We start from the raw sequence: 20,144 nt of genomic DNA on the forward strand, positions 1-20,144 counted from the left end.
AGGTCTTAAACACATCTCACTAACACGAAAGTGGTGGTTCTTTAAACAGAATAATAAGCGCAAATTAATTTGCAACCCATATCCCGATGCTGAAGTAGCAAAAGGTGATGGTAACAATTAAGCCTCCTTAGCTCAGCTGGTAGAGCAACTGACTTGTAATCAGTAGGTCATTGGTTCGATCCCGATAGGAGGCTCTGTTATTTCGGAAATATGATACTTAGCTTCCAATTGAGTATTATACGTCCGGAATTAACAATGGGGAGATACCAGAGCGGTCAAATGGGACGGACTGTAAATCCGTTGCTTCGGCTACGAAGGTTCGAATCCTTCTCTCCCCACTTAATTTCAGTAGGCAGTTGCCGGTTTGCAGTAAGCAGTTAGCTGCCAACTGTTAACGGGGAACTGCTAACTGATTTAAAAGCGGAAGTAGCTCAGTTGGTAGAGCGATAGCCTTCCAAGCTATAGGTCGCGAGTTCGAACCTCGTCTTCCGCTCGGATGGTTCAAAGGTTGCTTGGTTCATTAGTTCATTTGTGCTAAGCATAAAAGATACCAATGAACTACTAAACCAGTAACAAATGAACTAACTAAAAAGCCGACGTAGCTCAGGGGTAGAGCACTTCCTTGGTAAGGAAGAGGTCATGGGTTCAAATCCCATTGTTGGCTCAGATACTTTAAGTAGTATTTTTAAGTTTATAAAGTAAATTAACCTACAAACAAAATAAATCATGGCAAAAGAAAAGTTTGACCGCAGTAAGCCGCACTTAAACATCGGTACAATCGGTCACGTTGACCACGGTAAAACAACCCTTACCGCAGCTATCACTAAAGTATTAGCTGACGCAGGTTTATCAGAAGCTCGTTCATTTGATTCAATTGACTCTGCTCCTGAAGAAAAAGAACGTGGTATTACAATCAATACCGCTCACGTTGAATATTCAACTGCTAACCGTCACTATGCACACGTTGACTGCCCGGGTCACGCTGACTATGTGAAAAACATGGTTACTGGTGCTGCTCAGATGGATGGTGCTATCATCGTGGTTGCTGCTACTGATGGTCCGATGCCACAAACTCGCGAGCACATCCTGTTGGCTCGTCAGGTAGGTGTACCTGCTCTTGTAGTGTTCATGAACAAAGTTGACATGGTTGACGACCCAGAGTTGTTAGAGCTTGTTGAAATGGAAGTTCGTGAGTTATTATCATTCTACGAGTTCCCAGGTGATGATATTCCAGTTATCCAGGGTTCAGCTCTTGGTGGCTTGAACGGCGATCCAAAATGGGTTAGCAAAATCATGGAGCTGATGGATGCTGTAGATAGCTACATTCCAATCCCTCCACGTTTGACAGATCTTCCATTCTTGATGCCTGTTGAAGACGTATTCTCGATCACTGGTCGTGGTACTGTAGCAACTGGCCGTATCGAGCGTGGTGTTATCAACTCAGGCGAGCCTGTTGACATCCTGGGTATGGGTGCTGAGAACTTGAAATCAACCGTAACTGGTGTTGAGATGTTCCGCAAGATCCTTGACCGTGGTGAAGCTGGTGACAACGTAGGTTTATTGTTACGTGGTATTGAGAAAACTGATATCCGTCGTGGTATGGTTATCTGCAAACCGGGTTCAGTAACTCCTCACACAGATTTCAAAGCTGAAGTTTACGTATTATCAAAAGCAGAAGGTGGCCGTCACACTCCATTCTTCAACAAATACCGTCCGCAATTCTATTTCCGTACAACTGACGTAACAGGTGAAATTTCACTTGAGCCAGGAGTAGAAATGGTTATGCCAGGTGATAACGTTACAATCACAGTAAAACTGATCAACGCTATCGCGATGGAAAAAGGTCTACGTTTCGCTATCCGTGAAGGTGGTAGAACTGTAGGTGCTGGTCAGGTAACTGAAATATTAGCATAATCTAAATGCCTTAAATGGTATAAAAAACGGTTAATTTTTGTGTAAAGTACCGGGAACATACCCCGGTACTTTATTCACAATAAGCAAATAGGTATAGTTTCTGAACAACAGAAATTGATACACGGGAATAGTTCAATGGTAGAATAGAGGTCTCCAAAACCTTTGATCAGGGTTCGAATCCTTGTTCCCGTGCTTTAAGCGAATAACATTAAAATGGCAGGCGTAGCTGAATATATTAAAGAATCGTATATAGAGTTGACCCAGAAAGTAACCTGGCCAACCTGGAGAGAGTTGCAAAACAGCGCTGTATTGGTACTTGTTGCTGCAATTATCATTGCCCTTGTTATTTTTGGTATGGACCAGATAATTGGTTATTTGCTTAATCAGTTTTATACTTCACTAACCTAATTATAAAAGATAGATGAGTGAGCAATTAAAATGGTACGTAGTTAGGGCGATAAGCGGCAAAGAGAAGAAGGTAAAACAATATATAGACGCAGAGATAAACAGGTTAGGTATATCGCATTTAGTACCTCAGGTACTAATACCTACCGAAAAATATTATCAGATGCGCGACGGAAAGAAAATTGCTAAAGAACGCAACTACTTTCCGGGATACGTTTTAATGGAGGCCGCTCTTGATGGCGAGTTGGAACACGTTATTAAAAACATTAATAGCGTTATTGGCTTTTTGGGCGATAAGGCAGGTAATGCCATCCCTCTGCGCCAGGCCGAAGTTAACCGCATTTTAGGTAAGGTTGACGAGATGACCACCCAGGCCGAAACAATGAATGTACCATATTACGTTGGCGAGAACGTTAAAGTAATGGATGGTCCTTTCAACGGCTTCAGCGGTGTTATTGAAGAAGTTAACGAAGAGAAAAAGAAACTGAAAGTAATGGTAAAGATATTTGGGCGCCGTACGCCGCTTGAATTGAATTACATGCAGGTAGAGAAAGAATAGTATCAAGTAGTTAGTTCCAGGTAGCAAGATTATTGCTCTTAAATATAACAACGATACATTAATAATATAGGCATCTTGATACTTGATACTGAGTACTTGATACCATCACAATCTTAAATGTTACTTAGCTTCCACTTACTAACATTGAGTTATAATAAAGTAAATTAAAAATGGCAAAAGAAGTCGGTGCGTTAGTAAAACTACAAGTAAAGGGCGGCGCTGCAAATCCATCTCCACCAATTGGCCCTGCATTGGGTGCAAAAGGTGTTAATATCATGGAGTTTTGCAAGCAGTTTAATGCACGTACCCAGGATCGTCCTGGTAAAGTGTTACCTGTGGTTATTACTGTATACGTAGACAAGTCATTCGATTTTATCATCAAAACCCCACCGGTTGCTATTCAACTGCTGGAGGCAACAGGTTTAAAAAGCGGTTCGGCCGAGCCTAACCGTAAAAAGGTTGCCAGTGTAAACTGGGATCAGGTAGAAACCATTGCTAAAGATAAAATGACTGATTTGAATGCATTTACAGTTGAATCAGCCATGAAAATGGTGGCAGGTACTGCCCGCAGTATGGGAATTACCGTTAGCGGTACAGCTCCCTGGAATAATTAATTTATACAAATCAGTTTAAGACAGTGGCAAGATTAACAAAAAATCAAAAAGCGGCACTCTCCAAAATTGAGGCGAACAAAGCTTACACTTTAGAAGCAGCGGCATCCCTGGTAAAGGAATTAACCAATACCAAATTTGACTCGTCTGTAGATATTGATGTACGTTTAGGTGTAGATCCACGTAAAGCCAATCAGATGGTACGTGGTATAGCAACCTTACCTCATGGAACCGGTAAAACTGTACGCGTATTGGTGCTTTGTACTCCTGATAAGGAACAAGAAGCAAAAGATGCAGGTGCAGATTACGTAGGTTTGGATGATTATATCGCCAAAATTGAAGGCGGATGGACTGATGTTGATATTATCATCACTATGCCAAGCGTTATGGCTAAGGTAGGTCGTTTAGGTCGTATATTAGGCCCACGTAACCTTATGCCTAACCCTAAATCAGGTACAGTAACTACCGAAGTTGGTAAAGCTGTAACTGATGTAAAAGGTGGTAAAATCGATTTCAAGGTTGATAAAACCGGTATCATCCACACTTCAATAGGAAAAGCATCTTTCTCTGCCGATAAAATTTATGAGAATGCATTAGAAGTATTGCAAACCATCTCTAAATTAAAACCATCAGCAGCTAAAGGCACATATTTTAAGAGTATACATCTCTCTTCAACAATGTCGCCAGGTATTACAATTGAAACTAAATCAGTAGCGGGGATATAATCATGAATAAAGAAGAAAAACACGACCTTGTTCTTGCCCTTACTGAGCAGATCAAAGAGTACGGTAACTTTTATATTACCGATACGGCAGATCTTACGGTTGCAAAAGTAAATTCAATCCGTCGTCAGTGCTTTGAAAACGAGATCACTATGCAGGTTGCTAAAAATAGCTTAATTAAAAAAGCTATGGAAGCTGCAGGTGGCGATTTCAGCCCAATATATGATGTTTTAAAAGGTTCTTCATCAATACTTTTCTCAAAATCAGCAACTGCTCCGGCAAAGCTGATCAAGAAACTGAGAAAAACAGGTGATAAGCCAGTTTTAAAAGCAGCATACATTGATCAGGCAGTTTTTATCGGCGACAATCAGTTAGATACCTTAACTAAGCTTAAATCTAAGGAACAACTGATAGGCGAGATAATTGGCTTACTGCAATCACCGGCCAAGAACGTTGTTTCTGCTCTTCAATCAGGCGGAAGCATTATTGCAGGTGTTGTAAAAACATTACAGGAAAGAGGTTAATCCAAACACCTTTAAAAGTTTGGAAATTAAACAACAAAAAGTATTACAAGTAAAAATTTAAATAAAAATGGCAGATTTAAAAGCCTTTGCTGAACAGTTAGTTAACTTAACAGTAAAAGAAGTAAACGAATTAGCTCAAATCTTAAAAGACGAGTATGGCATCGAGCCTGCTGCTGCAGCTGTTGCTGTTGCTGCTCCTGCTGGTGATGGTGGCGACGCTGCTCCTGCTGCTGCTGAGCAAACTGCATTTGACGTTATCTTGAAAGAAGCTGGCGGTCAAAAACTTGCAGTTGTTAAGTTAGTAAAAGACTTAACTGGCCTTGGTTTGAAAGAAGCTAAAGATTTAGTAGACGGCGCTCCAAAAGAATTGAAAGCTGGCGTTTCTAAAGAAGAAGCTGAATCTCTGAAAAAACAATTAGAGGAAGCCGGAGCTGTAGTTGAGGTTAAATAATTTAGCCCACCGGACACAATAGCATCAGACTCCGACCGTTTTTGGTCGGGGTCTATTGCTGTTTATATACGTCATTAAAAGGTTTGAGACATTAGATCTGAGATTTGAGACCGCCTAAGGTTATCAAAAATCAAGGCAGGTTTCAATTTAAGTTTCAAATCTTATATCTCAGATCGTACATCTCATACAGGTTTAATAAATTAAAATTATAACACCTTGGCAAACGATAATAACCAAAGAGTAAACTTTGCAACCAGCAGAAAGGTACTTGATTACCCTGATTTCCTGGATGTTCAGTTACAATCTTTCCAGGAATTTTTTCAATTGGAAACTACCTCAGATAACCGTTACAAAGAGGGGTTGTTTAAGGTTTTTGCAGAAAACTTTCCTATTTCAGATTCAAGAAACATCTTCGTATTAGAGTTTCTTGACTATTTTATTGATCCGCCACGTTACGATATACGAGAGTGTATTGAGCGCGGGTTAACTTACAGTGTGCCATTAAAAGCAAAGCTTCGATTAAGCTGTAACGATGCTGAACACGAAGATTTTGAAACAATTGTACAGGACGTTTATTTGGGTACTATCCCTTACATGACACCTAAAGGTACATTTGTTATCAACGGCGCCGAGCGTGTAATTGTATCACAGTTACACCGTTCACCAGGTGTATTCTTTGGCCAAAGCCGCCACACCAACGGTACAAAATTGTACTCTGCCCGTGTAATACCTTTCAAAGGATCATGGATTGAGTTTGCTACAGACGTTAACAACGTGATGTATGCCTATATTGACCGTAAAAAGAAATTCCCGGTTACTACACTGCTGCGTGCCATTGGTTACGACTCTGATAAAGATATATTAGAGTTATTTGAGCTGGCCGACGAAGTGAAGGTAAGCAAATCAGGCCTTAAGAAATATATAGGCCGTAAGCTTGCTGCAAGGGTGCTTAAAAAATGGGTTGAAGACTTTGTGGACGAGGATACCGGTGAAGTGGTATCTATCGACCGTAATGAGATCATCCTTGAGCGCGAAACCGTACTGGAAGACGACCATATCGATATGATCATTGATGCCGGTGTAAAAACCATCATCCTTAACAAGGAAGATGCAGCCACCAGCGGTGATTATACTATTATATATAACACTTTACAAAAAGATACTTCAAACTCAGAGAAAGAAGCGGTAGAGCATATCTATCGTCAGCTGCGTAACGCAGAACCACCTGATGAGGAAACCGCCCGCGGTATCATTGACAGGTTATTCTTCTCTGATAAACGATATGATTTAGGTGACGTTGGTCGTTACCGCATCAATCGTAAATTAAAGCTGGATACTTCTGACGAGATCAAAGTATTAACCAAGCAGGATATCATCGCGATTGTTAAATATCTGATCAAACTTATCAACTCAAAAGCTGAGGTGGATGATATCGATCACTTATCAAACCGTCGTGTACGTACCGTTGGCGAGCAGCTTTACGCTCAGTTCGGGGTAGGTTTAGCGCGTATGGCACGTACCATCCGCGAGCGTATGAACATTCGCGATAACGAGGTATTTACACCAACCGACCTGATCAACGCGCGTACATTATCCTCTGTGATCAACTCGTTCTTCGGAACCAACCAGTTATCACAGTTCATGGATCAAACCAATCCATTGGCAGAGATCACGCACAAGCGTCGTCTGTCGGCCCTTGGTCCGGGTGGTCTGTCACGTGAGCGTGCAGGTTTCGAGGTGCGCGACGTACACTATACCCACTACGGTAGGTTATGTACTATTGAAACACCGGAAGGCCCGAACATCGGTTTGATTTCATCACTTTGTGTTCACGCTAAAATTAACAACTTAGGCTTTATAGAAACACCGTATAAACGAGTGGTTGATGGTAAAGTTCAGGTTGACGAGCCGGTTATCTATCTGTCTGCAGAAGATGAAGACGGTAAGACAATAGGCCAGGCCAATGCGGTTTACGATGACAAGGGTGAGTTTGCAACTCCGCGTGTTAAAGCACGTTTTGAGGGCGACTTCCCGGTTATTGAGCCGGAAAGACTGGATTTGATGGACATTGCGCCTAACCAGATCACGTCTATCGCTGCATCCCTTATTCCGTTCCTTGAGCACGATGACGCTAACCGTGCCTTGATGGGTTCAAACATGCAACGCCAGGCTGTGCCGCTTTTGCGCCCTGAGGCGCCAATTGTAGGTACAGGTTTGGAAGGCCGCGTGGCTAAAGACTCTCGTACACTAATCAATGCCGAAGGCAATGGTGTAGTTGAGTATGTAGACGCTAACCAGATAGTTATAAAATATGATCGCAATGAGCTTGATCGTTTAACATCTTTTGATGGTGACAGCAAAGCTTATTTGTTAACTAAATTCAAAAAAACCAACCAAAGTACTACCATCAACCTTAAGCCGATTGTTAAAAAAGGCCAGCGCGTTGAAAAAGGACAGGTGCTTTGCGAGGGCTACGCTACCCAGAACGGTGAGCTTGCCTTAGGCCGTAACCTTAAAGTGGCATTCATGCCTTGGCAGGGTTATAACTTTGAGGATGCTATCGTGATTTCTGAGCGCGTGGTATCTCAGGATATCTTTACTTCTATCCACGTAGAAGAGTTTGAGCTTGAAGTGCGCGATACTAAACGTGGTGAAGAGGAATTGACACCGGATATCCCTAACGTATCTGAAGAAGCTACTAAAGACCTTGACGAAGACGGTATCATCCGTGTTGGCGCCGAGGTTAAAGAAGGTGATATTCTTATAGGTAAGATCACTCCGAAAGGTGAATCTGATCCTTCACCGGAAGAAAAACTGTTACGTGCCATCTTTGGTGACAAAGCAGGCGATGTTAAGGATGCATCATTAAAAACACCACCTTCAATTACAGGTGTGGTTATTGATACTAAGCTTTTCAGCCGTGCCAAAAAAACTACTAAGGCGGAAGAAAAAGCACAGTTGGAAAAACTTGATGCTAAACACGAGAAAGCAGTAAGAGAACTTAAAAACACTTTAGTTGATAAGTTATTCGAAATTGTAAATGGTAAAACATCACAAGGTGTTTATAACATTTACAAAGAGCTTTACGTAGCTAAAGGAGTTAAATTCACCCAAAAAATATTGGCTGAATTGAACTACGAAAACATCAACCCATCTAAATGGACAACTGACGACGATAAAAACGACCAGATAAAACTGTTGCTTCATAACTATAACATTAAGGTTAATGAAGAACTTGGCGCGTACCGTCGTGATAAATTTGCCATCAGCGTAGGTGATGAGCTGCCATCAGGTATCGTACAAATGGCTAAAGTATACATTGCTAAAAAGCGTAAGCTTAAAGTGGGTGATAAAATGGCCGGCCGGCACGGTAACAAAGGTATTGTTGCACGTATCGTGCGTGACGAAGACATGCCTTTCCTTGAAGACGGAACACCGGTTGATATTGTGTTGAACCCGCTGGGTGTACCTTCACGTATGAACCTTGGCCAGATATATGAAACTGTATTAGGCTGGGCAGGTAAAGAGCTTGGGGTTAAATTCGCTACTCCGATATTTGATGGCGCAAGCCACGAAGAAGTGGAAGAGTGGATTGCAAAAGCAGGCTTGCCAGAATCCGGACGTACTTACCTGTACAATGGCTTAACCGGCGACCGCTTTGATCAGCAAACTACAGTGGGTATCATCTACATGCTTAAACTGGGCCACATGGTTGACGATAAGATGCACGCCCGTTCTATCGGTCCGTACTCGCTTATTACTCAACAGCCATTGGGTGGTAAAGCACAGTTTGGTGGTCAGCGTTTTGGTGAGATGGAGGTTTGGGCACTTGAAGCATTCGGTGCAGCAAACATCCTGCAGGAGATACTTACCGTTAAGTCGGATGATGTTATCGGCCGTGCCAAAACTTATGAAGCTATTGTTAAAGGTGAAAACCTGCCAACACCTTCAGTGCCTGAGTCATTCAACGTATTGGTTCATGAGCTTAGAGGTTTAGGTTTGGATATCACACTTGAATAATTATTGAATTATTGAGGGACTGAATCAGTGAATGACACCAGTTCCTCAATTTATAAATCAGTAATTTATTCATTCAATAATTAAAAAAAGAGGAGACTATGTCTTACAAAAAGGATAATAAAATCAAAAGTAATTTCACCACAATTACTATCAGTTTAGCCTCTCCCGAGTCTATCCTGGAGCGTTCAAGCGGTGAAGTTTTAAAGCCGGAAACCATCAACTACCGTACTTACAAGCCGGAGCGTGATGGTTTATTCTGCGAGCGTATCTTTGGTCCGGTTAAGGATTATGAATGCCATTGCGGTAAATACAAACGTATCCGTTACAAGGGGATAGTTTGTGACCGTTGCGGTGTTGAGGTAACCGAGAAAAAAGTTCGTCGTGAGCGTATGGGCCACATTAACCTGGTGGTTCCGGTTGCACACATCTGGTATTTCCGTTCGTTGCCAAATAAAATTGGTTACCTGCTGGGCTTACCAACCAAAAGGCTCGACCTGATCATTTATTATGAAAGATATGTAGTTATTCAGCCGGGTGTTAAAGAAGCTGACGGAATCTCAAAAATGGATTTCCTGACAGAAGAAGAGTACCTGGATATATTGGATACTTTACCAAAAGAAAACCAGTACCTGGATGACAAAGACCCACAAAAATTTGTGGCTAAAATGGGTGCCGAAGCGCTTGAGGAGTTATTGAAGCGCATCAATTTAGATGAACTTTCATACAATCTGCGCCATCAGGCAGCAAACGAAACTTCTCAGCAACGTAAAAACGAAGCTTTAAAACGCTTACAGGTTGTTGAGGCTTTCCGTGGATCAAAAACCCGCATAGAGAATAACCCTGAGTGGATGATCGTTAAGATTGTGCCGGTTATACCTCCCGAGTTGCGCCCATTAGTACCATTGGAAGGTGGCCGTTTCGCTACTTCAGATTTGAATGACCTTTACCGCCGCGTGATTATCCGTAACAACCGTTTGAAACGTTTGATTGAGATCAAAGCGCCAGAGGTGATCTTACGTAACGAAAAACGTATGTTGCAGGAAGCTGTGGATTCGTTATTTGATAACTCACGTAAGGTTAACGCAGTTAAAACTGAAGGTAACCGTGCTCTTAAATCACTTTCAGACATTCTGAAAGGTAAACAAGGCCGTTTCCGTCAGAACCTTTTAGGTAAACGTGTTGACTACTCAGCACGTTCGGTAATTGTTGTAGGCCCCAACCTTAAACTGCATGAGTGCGGTTTACCAAAGGACATGGCTGCCGAGCTGTTTAAACCGTTTATCATCCGCAAAATGATTGAGCGCGGTGTGGTTAAAACAGTAAAATCTGCTAAAAAGATTGTTGACCGCAAAGACCCATTGGTTTGGGATATATTAGAGAACGTACTGAAAGGCCACCCTGTGTTGCTAAACCGTGCGCCAACGCTGCACCGTTTGGGTATCCAGGCGTTTCAGCCTAAACTGGTTGAAGGTAAAGCTATCCAACTGCACCCATTAACCTGTACTGCGTTCAACGCCGACTTTGACGGTGACCAGATGGCTGTGCACGTACCGCTTGGTAACGCAGCAATTTTGGAAGCCCAGGTGTTAATGCTTGCATCACATAACATTCTAAACCCTGCTAACGGTACACCTATTACAGTACCGTCTCAGGACATGGTTCTTGGTTTGTATTACATAACCAAAGGCCGTAAAACCGATGAGACCCGCGTAGTAAAAGGCCAGGGCTTAACTTTTTACTCTGCAGAAGAGGTTATTATTGCTTACAACGAGAAGAAGATAGACCTGCATGCATTTATCAAAGTTAAAGCCAATGTTAAAGAACGTGATGGCAGTATTGTAAATAAAATTATTGAAACTACTGTAGGCCGCGTGTTATTTAACCAGCACGTGCCAGAAGAGGTAGGATATATCAATGAGCTGTTAACCAAAAAATCACTTCGTGATATTATTGGTGAAGTAGTTAAAACTACAGGTATGGCCCGTGCAGCACAATTCCTTGATGATATTAAGGAATTAGGCTTCCAGATGGCATTCCGTGGTGGTTTATCATTCAACCTTAAAGACATTAACATCCCTGAACAAAAAGTTAAACTGATTGACCAGGCTTCTAAAGAGGTTGAGGAAGTAATGAACAACTATAACATGGGTTTCATTACCAACAATGAGCGTTATAATCAGATCATCGATATCTGGACACGTATCAACAATCGCTTAACTGCTAACGTAATGGACATCCTGAGCAACGATAACCAGGGTTTCAACTCTGTTTATATGATGCTTGACTCGGGAGCACGTGGTTCTAAAGAGCAGATCCGCCAGTTGGCAGGTATGCGTGGTTTGATGGCTAAGCCACAGAAATCAGGCTCTGGAGGTGAAATTATTGAAAACCCTATTCTTTCAAACTTCAAAGAAGGGTTGTCGGTATTAGAGTACTTCATTTCTACTCACGGTGCCCGTAAAGGTTTGGCTGATACAGCGTTAAAAACTGCGGATGCCGGTTACCTGACCCGTCGTTTACATGACGTTGCCCAGGATATGATTGTAGGTGAAGTTGATTGCGGTACCTTACGCGGTATCTATACAACTGCACTGAAAGATAATGAGGACATTGTTGAGCCATTATATGATCGTATACTTGGCCGCACCGCCCTGCATGACGTGCATGACCCTATAACTAACGAACTGATTGTTCCTGCAGGTGAAGATATCACCGAAGAAGTTGCCAAAAAAGTGGAAAACTCTCCGCTTGAAGGTATTGAGATCCGCTCGGTATTAACTTGCGAAAGCAAGCGAGGAGTTTGTGCTTTATGTTATGGCCGTAACCTTGCAAGCGGTAAACGCGTGCAAATGGGCGAGGCAGTAGGTGTAATTGCAGCACAGTCTATCGGTGAGCCGGGTACACAGTTAACACTTCGTACTTTCCACGTGGGTGGTACCGCATCAAACATCGCGGCTGAATCTCAGATAAACGCTAAGTTTGATGGTATCATCGAGTTTGAAAATGTGCGTACAGTAGAGTACACAACTGACGAAGGCGATAAAGTGGATGTGGTATTAGGCCGTTCTGGCGAGTTCCGCATCATTGAGCCAGGTACCAATAAGGTAATTGTTACTAATAACATTCCTTATGGTTCATACCTGTATATTAAAGACGGAGCAACCGTTACTAAAGGCGACCGTATATGCTCATGGGATCCGTACAACGCGGTAATTATCTCTGAGTTTGCAGGTATCGCTCAATTCGAATCGGTATTGGAAGGTGTAACTTTCCGCGAAGAATCGGACGAGCAAACAGGTCACCGCGAAAAAGTTATTATCGATACAAGAGATAAAACTAAAAACCCTTCTATCCAGATAGTAGATAATAAAGGTAATGTTGTTAAGGGTTACAACATCCCGGTAGGTGCGCACATTGCTGTTGATGAAGGCGACAAACTGCAAACCGGACAGGTAATTGCAAAAATTCCTCGTTCGACAGGCAAAACGCGAGATATTACGGGTGGTTTACCACGTGTGACAGAGTTATTCGAAGCACGTAACCCGTCTAATCCTGCAGTGGTAACCGAGATTGACGGTGTGGTAACGCTTGGTGGTGTAAAACGCGGTAACCGCGAGATCACTATCGAAAGCCGCGACGGACAGGTAAAAAAATATCTTGTACCGCTTTCAAAACACATTCTTGTACAGGATAACGACTTCGTTAAAGCTGGTATGCCATTGTCTGATGGTTCTATATCTCCTTCAGACATCCTTGCCATTAAAGGCCCTGCAGCAGTGCAGGAGTACCTGGTGAATGGTATACAAGAGGTTTACCGCTTGCAAGGTGTAAAAATCAACGACAAGCACTTTGAAGTGATTGTGCACCAGATGATGCAGAAAGTTGCTATTGAAGACGCAGGTGATACTCGTTTCCTTGAAAAAGAAGCTGTTGACAGCTGGGATTTCATGACTGAGAATGATGACATCTATGACAAAAAAGTTGTTGTTGATCCGGGTGATTCTACTACCTTAAAAGCAGGACAAATCATTTCACTGCGTAAATTGAGAGACGAAAACTCTGTTCTTAAACGCCGCGATATGAAACTGGTTGAAGTAAGGGATGCAATACCTGCAACTTCAAGCCCAATGCTGCAAGGTATTACCAGGGCATCGTTAGGTACCAAGTCGTTCATATCGGCAGCATCGTTCCAGGAAACCACCAAAGTACTGAACGAAGCCGCGATAGCAGGTAAAAGAGATAACATGCTTGGCCTGAAAGAAAACGTAATTGTTGGTCACCTTATTCCGTCTGGTACCGGTATGCGCGATTATGAAAACATTCGTGTAGGTTCACAGGAAGAATTTGATCGCCTTATGGCTTCAAAAACAGAAGAAGTTGAAGCATAATAACTTTTTTTGAATACTTTTACAAAGCCTTCTATGTATATAGAAGGCTTTGCTATTTACTACTACTATTATGGAAGAACAAAACGAAAATCAATTAAACATTGAGCTGTCTGAAGAAGTGGCTGAAGGGGTTTATTCCAATCTGGCAATAATCACCCATTCCAGTTCAGAGTTCGTGCTCGATTTTATACGTGTGATGCCTGGTGTTCCAAAAGCAAAGGTAAAATCACGAGTAGTGCTTACACCCGAGCATGCTAAACGCTTATTAAGTGCTTTGGGAGATAACGTAGAAAAGTTTGAAGCAGCTCATGGACGCATTAAAATTCAGAATGACCCACCCGCCTTTCCGATGAATTTCGGAGGAACAATGGGGCAGGCTTAATTGATTAATGTATCGGTAAAAATTATTTGCTTAGTCAGCTAATTATATAATGTAATCAAAAATTAATCATTAAATTAAAGTGTAGTTAAATGAAATGCTTAAGTTGAAAAATATTCTATAAAACTTAGCTTTTCCAATTGAATCTTCAATAAAAGGACTTCTTAATTAAAATAAAAATAAAAATAAACTTTTTTTTTGAGAAAAAATAAAAGACAAACACTACTTTTGTCAACAGTTAAACTTATATTTAACGCATAGTAAAGCTACATGAATAAACATTTAAAATGGAATACGAGTAGAATATTAACTTTTCTTTCCTTAGTATTCCTTCTGGCAGCATCCTCCTGCAAAATCAATAAAAATATTCAATATTTTAAAGATCTTCCTGATTCGACCAATGTGTTAAATAACATTAACCTAAACTCGGCAGATTTCACTAATCCAGTTGTTCAGACTGATGATATTTTGAACATATCGATACAGACTATTGATCCAACCAACTCGTCAATTGTCAACCAAGCCCCATCATCTTTATCAATAGGAGCAAGTTCCGCATCAAGTATAGGGACACAACAGGTAACTGGATACCTTGTGGATAAAGACGGTTATATTGAAATGCCTTTGCTTGGTAAACTAAAGGTTGTAGGACTTACAACTTTTCAGGTTAGAGAACTTATCCGCGAAAACGCCTCTAAGTATCTTAAAAGTCCATCAGTTCAGGTGAGATTTGCTAACTTTAAAATTACAGTGATAGGCGAAGTTGCTCGTCCAGCTACTTATACACTACCTAATGAAAAGGTATCAGTACTTGATGCTATAGGTTTGGCCGGCGATCTTACTATATATGGTAAACGAGAAAATATTTTATTGATTCGTGAGGCTGACGGACACAAACAATTTACTCGTTTCAACTTAAATTCTTCAAATATATTTAAATCTCCATACTATTATTTAAAACAAAACGACGTGCTATACATAGAGCCGAGTAAAGAAAAAATTGCTACAACAGATGCTGTCAGGAATCGCAACATAACAATAGGAGCTTCATTGTTATCCGCCCTTTTGGTAATTCTTATTCGTGTTGTTAAATAAATCTGTTTATGAACTCTGATAACAAATATTTATTAAATCAAACTGACGACGAAAAACCTTTTGACGCAAAGCTTTTTTTTGGAAAAATGCTGCAAAATTGGTGGGTTTTTCTAATAAGCCTGTTCGTGTGTCTGCTAGCTGCATTTTTATTTTTAAGGTATGCAACACCTGATTATAATATAAATGCTAAAATATTGGTTCAAGACGATAAAAAAGGTGGAAACGCAGGCGCTGCTGCTGCTGATGTGCTGAGCGACTTAAGTGGATTGCTTGATGTTAAAAGCAATGTTGATAATGAAGTGGAAATTCTGACTACTAATCATTTAATGCGTTCTGTAGTAGATGATTTGAATTTGAATATAACTTATTATCGTGCCGGCGCCATCAGAAGGACTGAAATATATAATTCTCCCTTTAAGGTTAATATAGTATCACCAAGCGACACAATCAAAGCCACTACATTTAATATTGTTATAAATAAGAATAAGTTAAATATAACTTATGAAGATGCTATTTCGGGTGAGAGCATGACAAAAAACGTAGTATTTAACCAACCATTTATAGTCAATGGTGTTGGAGTTTTAAATATTACAAGGAATCCTAAAAATAAGCAGGATGGTGAATATGTATTTGACGTTATGTCGCCTGATAGTAAAGTTGCATTTCTTTTAAGTAAACTTACTGCAGAAACCCCAAATAAGACTTCCACGGCTATAGATATTCAGCTAAAATATCCCATTCCAAAAAAAGGTGAGGATATACTTAAAAAATTTATAGAAGAATATATTGGACAAAATATACAAGATAAAAACCAAATTGCCGACAGCACAATTTCTTTTATACAGAACGAACTTGTTGTAGTAAGCAAAGAACTTGGAAATATTGAAGGGAACATTCAACAATTTAAACAGAAAAGTAAATTAGCTGATATTACAAAACAATCTGAATTGCTGGTAACAAGTACCAGCCAAAACGTTGATGAATTATCAAAAGTTGAAACTCAGCTAAGCATTTTATCTGCTTTGCAGAATTACCTTCAAAGCAATAACAATAAAAGAGTTGTTCCAACTTCAGTATTGCCTGAAGACCCAGTTTTCGCTGGGTTAATAGATCGATATAACAATTTGCTTTTAGAACGTGATCGACAGTTACTTACCGCTACTGAAGATAATCCTTATGTTAAAAATATGGATCAACGGCTTGAAGGATTAAGAAATGATATGTTGACTAATCTGGCTAACACAAAGAGGTCTTTGACAATAAGCAAGAATAATTTAAAAAATACTACTGGCCAACTTGAGCAACAAATAGAGCGAGTGCCTCAACAAGAGCGTACTTATCTTGACTTATCAAGACAGCAGCAAATAAAACAACAGTTATATTTGTTTTTATTGCAAAAAAGAGAAGAAACAGCTATTTCGAAAACATCAAATATATCAAATGCCAGAGTAATAGATCCACCTAAATCTGAGGTATTACCTTACAGTCCCAAAAAGATGCTGATTATAGCGGCGGCTTTCATATTAGGATTGCTTTTTCCAATGTTAAGGATATACGTACTTGACATATTAAACAACAAAATACTTAATAAAGAAGATATTTCAAGAGCTACTCAAGTACCTATTGTTGGTGAAATTAGCCATAATAAAGATGGATTAAATTTAGTAGTTACCAAGGAGTCGCGTTCTGCGATAGCAGAGCAATTCAGAGCTTTGAGGGCCAATCTTAATTTCTTTATAAAAACAGACAGTAGCAATGTTATACTTTTTACATCAAGCATGTCTGGTGAAGGTAAGTCATTTACATCCATTAATTTAGCATCTTCCTTGAGCCTTATGGGTAAAAAGGTAGTTTTAATGGAACTTGATCTTCGTAAACCTACCTTGACCACCAAGATGGGAATGGTAAGCACCCAAGGTTTCACTAATTACATTATTTCAGATAAAATCAAGTCTGAAGATATTATCACCCAAACCGGTTTTAATGAAAATCTGTGGCTAATAAGCTCTGGCCCGCTACCACCTAATCCAACAGAAACCATACTTAGTAGGCGTACTGCTGAGTTGGTGGCTGAGTTAAAGCAAAAATTTGATTATATAATTATAGATGCTCCGCCAATTGGGCTTGTATCTGATGCTATGGTATTATCTGAATACGCAGATTTAACAATTTATATAGTAAGGCATAAATATACGCAGCTACGCCAATTGAATATAATTGAAGATTTATATTCTACTAAGAAGATAAATAGTATGGGTATAGTTGTAAATGATATAGAAGTTACAACCGGCTATGGCTATGGCTATGGCTATGGCTATGGATATGGCTATGGATACGGGGAATACCATCAAAGCGAATCACAAAAAAGCAATAACAGTTGGATTAAGAAAATTTTTAGAAGTTAATGGTAGATAAATTACATAAGCAAAGGTAATTATTACATGCTTTTTCACTTATTTAAGTTTTTAAGATCATATTGATCTATACGAATAGATAATACTATCCTTGTTTAGATTGTAGCATGATTATCATGCACTTTTAATACAACGCTGGCAAAAAAATCATGGAGGATACTTCTAAAAAAACTGTAGCAAAAGGAATTCTTTGGAATGCCATACAGCTTATAATAAATACGGCATTTACATTAGGTATTAGGTTGGTTTTAGCAAAATTGCTTTTACCTAAGGAATTTGGAATTGTTGGAATGGCAGTTGTGTTTACCGGGTTTGTCCAAATATTAAATGATCTTGGAATTTCTGCAGCGTTAGTACAAAAAAAGGAGGAACTTCTAACAGATGCGCATTATTATACTGCATTTTGGACAGGGGTCTCATTTTCTATAGTCCTATATAGCATTGTTTGTTTTGCGTTAGGTCCACTTGTTGCAATGTTTTATCACGAGCCGGTACTAACAAAACTTATACCGGTAATAAGTTTGGGAATATTAGCGAGCCCAGTTAATCTTATACATAAAACTCAACTTACAAAACGAATGGATTTTAAGCGGATAGCAATAATTGATAATACATCAAACATTATTGCTGGATGCTTATCCTTGGGCTTGGCCTTTTTAGGCGCCGGCGTATGGGCTTTGGTATTTAATTCAGTTGCAAACATTGTAATTGCAATGCCGCTTTATTTTGCCACTACTCGTTGGAAACCTAAATTCATATGGGATAATAAAGCATTCAAGGAAATTTTTGGCTTTGGTATATATGCTACCTTTACAAATATTATTGGTTATCTGATGAATAACGTAGATTATTTATTAATTGGCCGTTTACTTGGCCCTGGGGCATTAGGTATATATACATTTGCATTTACTCTCACTGATGCGTTTAGGGGGCGGCTATTACAAGTGGTTAACAATGTGATGTATCCATTATATGGAAAAATCCAATCAGATTCAAGCGCATTAAAACGTTATTATTTAAAGGTGGTAAATTATAATAGCATTGTAATTAACCCGATTATGCTTTTATTGTTAGTTATAGGAGAACCTATAGTTATTAACTTATTTGGTGCCAAATGGAGCGGCTCTGTATACCCATTAAAAATATTGGCGTTATCCGTTATGATGCATTTACTTGTTAATAGTAATACGGCATTAATAAGAGGTATGGGAAGGGCCGCCTTAGAAATGAATCTGCAAATATTCAAATCGTTAATTTACATTCCTACATTGATTGTCGGCATCTATTACAATGGGATTATCGGGGCTGCATGGGCGGTTCTCCTTAATAAAATATTTGCAGTAATACTTGCTCAATATACATTCAATCGTTTGCTGAAAATTGAATTTGGCACCATGGAGTTTCTCAATGCTGTTAAGTATTCATGGGTAGCCTCATTTGCAGCATTTATAGTAGGATATTATTTATTTCAAAACCAGCATGTCAATTATATCCTTGTAGGGCTTTTAATGATGTTAATATATTGTTTGACAATTTATTTGATGATGAAAGACTTAATAATATCGGAGTTTAAAGAATTAAAGGTTGCCAAAAATAAGTAATATGATAGGTAAGATCCTGAAAAAGTTAAGACAGTACAAATCCAAGTTTTTTAAAGCGACGCTAGCTAAAATATGCTATAGGTCAACTTTCTTATCCACTTTGTATTATTTGTTTGACTCAGGTTTCGCAAGGGAAAATAAGGCAGTTTTAGCTGGTATAGTTAAGCATTTAAGTGATGCAAAACAATTACAGGCAAATTATTTTCTTCTTGTCAGAAACACACACCGTATAGAAAAAGGATTGTTGATGCGGCCAAAGCGCGCTGTATTTGCAAAGGATTATATCAAAGAAACTATAGATAGTTTAACGGGAGTTTGGGATATAACAGCTCATAATTCAAACCCACAATTAAAATGGTTTTATGATGTACTGTCTGAGTATTTTATATCGGCATCGGTTGACCCTTTTGTAGCAACACAATATGAGCGGTTTAAAACAATAACTTCTGCTTCCACCGAGATGTTCAAAAAAGATGTTCCGAAATCAGTTCCATATTATCGCCAGGATCATGACAAAAGTTCAATATCATACGAAGAGTTTTATAAATTAACAAAGCAAAGAAGATCTGTGCGTTGGTTTTTAAATAAGCCAGTACCAAGAGATTTAATCGATAAAGCCCTTTTAGCTGCAAGCCAATCACCAAGTGCATGTAACCGTCAGCCATTTACCTTTCGTATAATAGATGATCCTGAACTAGTTAAAAAAGCAGTAACACTCCCAATGGGTACCGCGGGTTACGGGCAGTCGATACCTGTATTTGTTGTGTTGGTAGGTAATTTAGACGCATACTTTGAGGAACGGGATCGCCATGTAATTTATATAGATGCTTCTTTAGCATCAATGTCATTTATGTTTGCATTAGAAACCTTAGGCTTGAGCAGTTGCGCAATCAATTGGCCCGACATTGAAGAACGTGAACAAAAAATGTCAAACTTTTTGAAGTTAGAAAGGCATCAGCGCCCAATTATGTGTATTGGAATTGGTTATGCGGATCCGGAGGGAATGGTAGCTTTTTCTGAAAAAAGATCACTACAAGATTTTTCAAAGTATAATTTATAAT

At 39.6% G+C, this 20,144-nt stretch carries 14 protein-coding genes and 5 tRNA genes; all 19 read left to right on the forward strand.

All coding sequences use genetic code 11. From position 1 onward, the window contains the following. The first annotated feature begins 121 nt into the window (after positions 1–121). Positions 122–194, forward strand: a tRNA-Thr gene (locus tag ACFQZX_RS15000). A gap of 63 nt (positions 195–257) precedes the next feature. Beyond that, positions 258–338 (forward strand) — tRNA-Tyr (locus ACFQZX_RS15005). 82 nt (positions 339–420) lie between these two features. Continuing rightward, positions 421–493: transfer RNA gene (locus tag ACFQZX_RS15010), tRNA-Gly, on the forward strand. Between the two features lie 99 nt (positions 494–592). Beyond that, positions 593–664: transfer RNA gene (locus ACFQZX_RS15015), tRNA-Thr, on the forward strand. A 62-nt stretch (positions 665–726) separates the two neighbouring features. After that, positions 727–1,914, forward strand: coding sequence for an elongation factor Tu (gene tuf, locus ACFQZX_RS15020; RefSeq protein ID WP_377116827.1), 1,188 nt, complete (start codon positions 727–729; stop codon positions 1,912–1,914). 121 nt (positions 1,915–2,035) lie between these two features. After that, a tRNA-Trp gene (locus ACFQZX_RS15025) sits at positions 2,036–2,106 on the forward strand. A 21-nt stretch (positions 2,107–2,127) separates the two neighbouring features. Beyond that, positions 2,128–2,322, forward strand: coding sequence for a preprotein translocase subunit SecE (gene secE / locus ACFQZX_RS15030; RefSeq protein WP_377116829.1), 195 nt, complete (start codon positions 2,128–2,130; stop codon positions 2,320–2,322). 13 nt (positions 2,323–2,335) lie between these two features. Next, positions 2,336–2,878, forward strand: coding sequence for a transcription termination/antitermination protein NusG (gene nusG / locus ACFQZX_RS15035; protein ID WP_377116831.1), 543 nt, complete (start codon positions 2,336–2,338; stop codon positions 2,876–2,878). 170 nt (positions 2,879–3,048) lie between these two features. Further along, positions 3,049–3,492: a 50S ribosomal protein L11 gene (gene rplK, locus ACFQZX_RS15040; RefSeq protein WP_377116833.1), complete on the forward strand. Its 444-nt coding sequence runs from the start codon at positions 3,049–3,051 to the stop codon at positions 3,490–3,492. A gap of 23 nt (positions 3,493–3,515) precedes the next feature. Continuing rightward, positions 3,516–4,214: a 50S ribosomal protein L1 gene (gene rplA, locus ACFQZX_RS15045; RefSeq protein WP_377116835.1), complete on the forward strand. Its 699-nt coding sequence runs from the start codon at positions 3,516–3,518 to the stop codon at positions 4,212–4,214. 2 nt (positions 4,215–4,216) lie between these two features. Further along, the gene (gene rplJ / locus ACFQZX_RS15050; protein ID WP_377116837.1) at positions 4,217–4,735 is read left to right on the forward strand and encodes a 50S ribosomal protein L10; all 519 of its coding nucleotides are present in this window, start codon (positions 4,217–4,219) and stop codon (positions 4,733–4,735) included. 67 nt (positions 4,736–4,802) lie between these two features. After that, on the forward strand, positions 4,803–5,186 hold the full coding sequence (rplL, locus tag ACFQZX_RS15055; protein ID WP_095703543.1) for a 50S ribosomal protein L7/L12: 384 nt from the start codon (positions 4,803–4,805) through the stop codon (positions 5,184–5,186). A 216-nt stretch (positions 5,187–5,402) separates the two neighbouring features. Continuing rightward, a complete protein-coding gene (gene rpoB, locus ACFQZX_RS15060; protein ID WP_377116840.1) occupies positions 5,403–9,206 on the forward strand; it encodes a DNA-directed RNA polymerase subunit beta in 3,804 nt (1,267 codons plus the stop codon). Positions 9,207–9,304: 98 nt separating this feature from the next. Beyond that, a complete protein-coding gene (gene rpoC / locus ACFQZX_RS15065) occupies positions 9,305–13,594 on the forward strand; it encodes a DNA-directed RNA polymerase subunit beta' (protein ID WP_377116842.1) in 4,290 nt (1,429 codons plus the stop codon). Between the two features lie 70 nt (positions 13,595–13,664). Further along, the gene (locus tag ACFQZX_RS15070) at positions 13,665–13,976 is read left to right on the forward strand and encodes a DUF3467 domain-containing protein (RefSeq protein WP_377116844.1); all 312 of its coding nucleotides are present in this window, start codon (positions 13,665–13,667) and stop codon (positions 13,974–13,976) included. 267 nt (positions 13,977–14,243) lie between these two features. Further along, positions 14,244–15,068 (forward strand): polysaccharide biosynthesis/export family protein, encoded by an 825-nt coding sequence (locus ACFQZX_RS15075; RefSeq protein WP_377116846.1) that lies wholly within the window; start codon positions 14,244–14,246, stop codon positions 15,066–15,068. A gap of 8 nt (positions 15,069–15,076) precedes the next feature. Then, positions 15,077–17,473 carry a GumC family protein gene (locus ACFQZX_RS15080; RefSeq protein WP_377116848.1) on the forward strand — a complete coding sequence of 799 codons (2,397 nt, stop codon included), beginning with the start codon at positions 15,077–15,079 and terminating at the stop codon, positions 17,471–17,473. Between the two features lie 158 nt (positions 17,474–17,631). After that, positions 17,632–19,083 (forward strand): lipopolysaccharide biosynthesis protein, encoded by a 1,452-nt coding sequence (locus tag ACFQZX_RS15085; RefSeq protein WP_377116851.1) that lies wholly within the window; start codon positions 17,632–17,634, stop codon positions 19,081–19,083. Position 19,084: 1 nt separating this feature from the next. Next, positions 19,085–20,143: a nitroreductase family protein gene (locus tag ACFQZX_RS15090; protein WP_377116853.1), complete on the forward strand. Its 1,059-nt coding sequence runs from the start codon at positions 19,085–19,087 to the stop codon at positions 20,141–20,143. Position 20,144: the final 1 nt, after the last annotated feature.

Origin of the sequence: Mucilaginibacter litoreus (assembly GCF_042676805.1) — a bacterium.
GTDB classification, from domain to species: domain Bacteria; phylum Bacteroidota; class Bacteroidia; order Sphingobacteriales; family Sphingobacteriaceae; genus Mucilaginibacter; species Mucilaginibacter litoreus.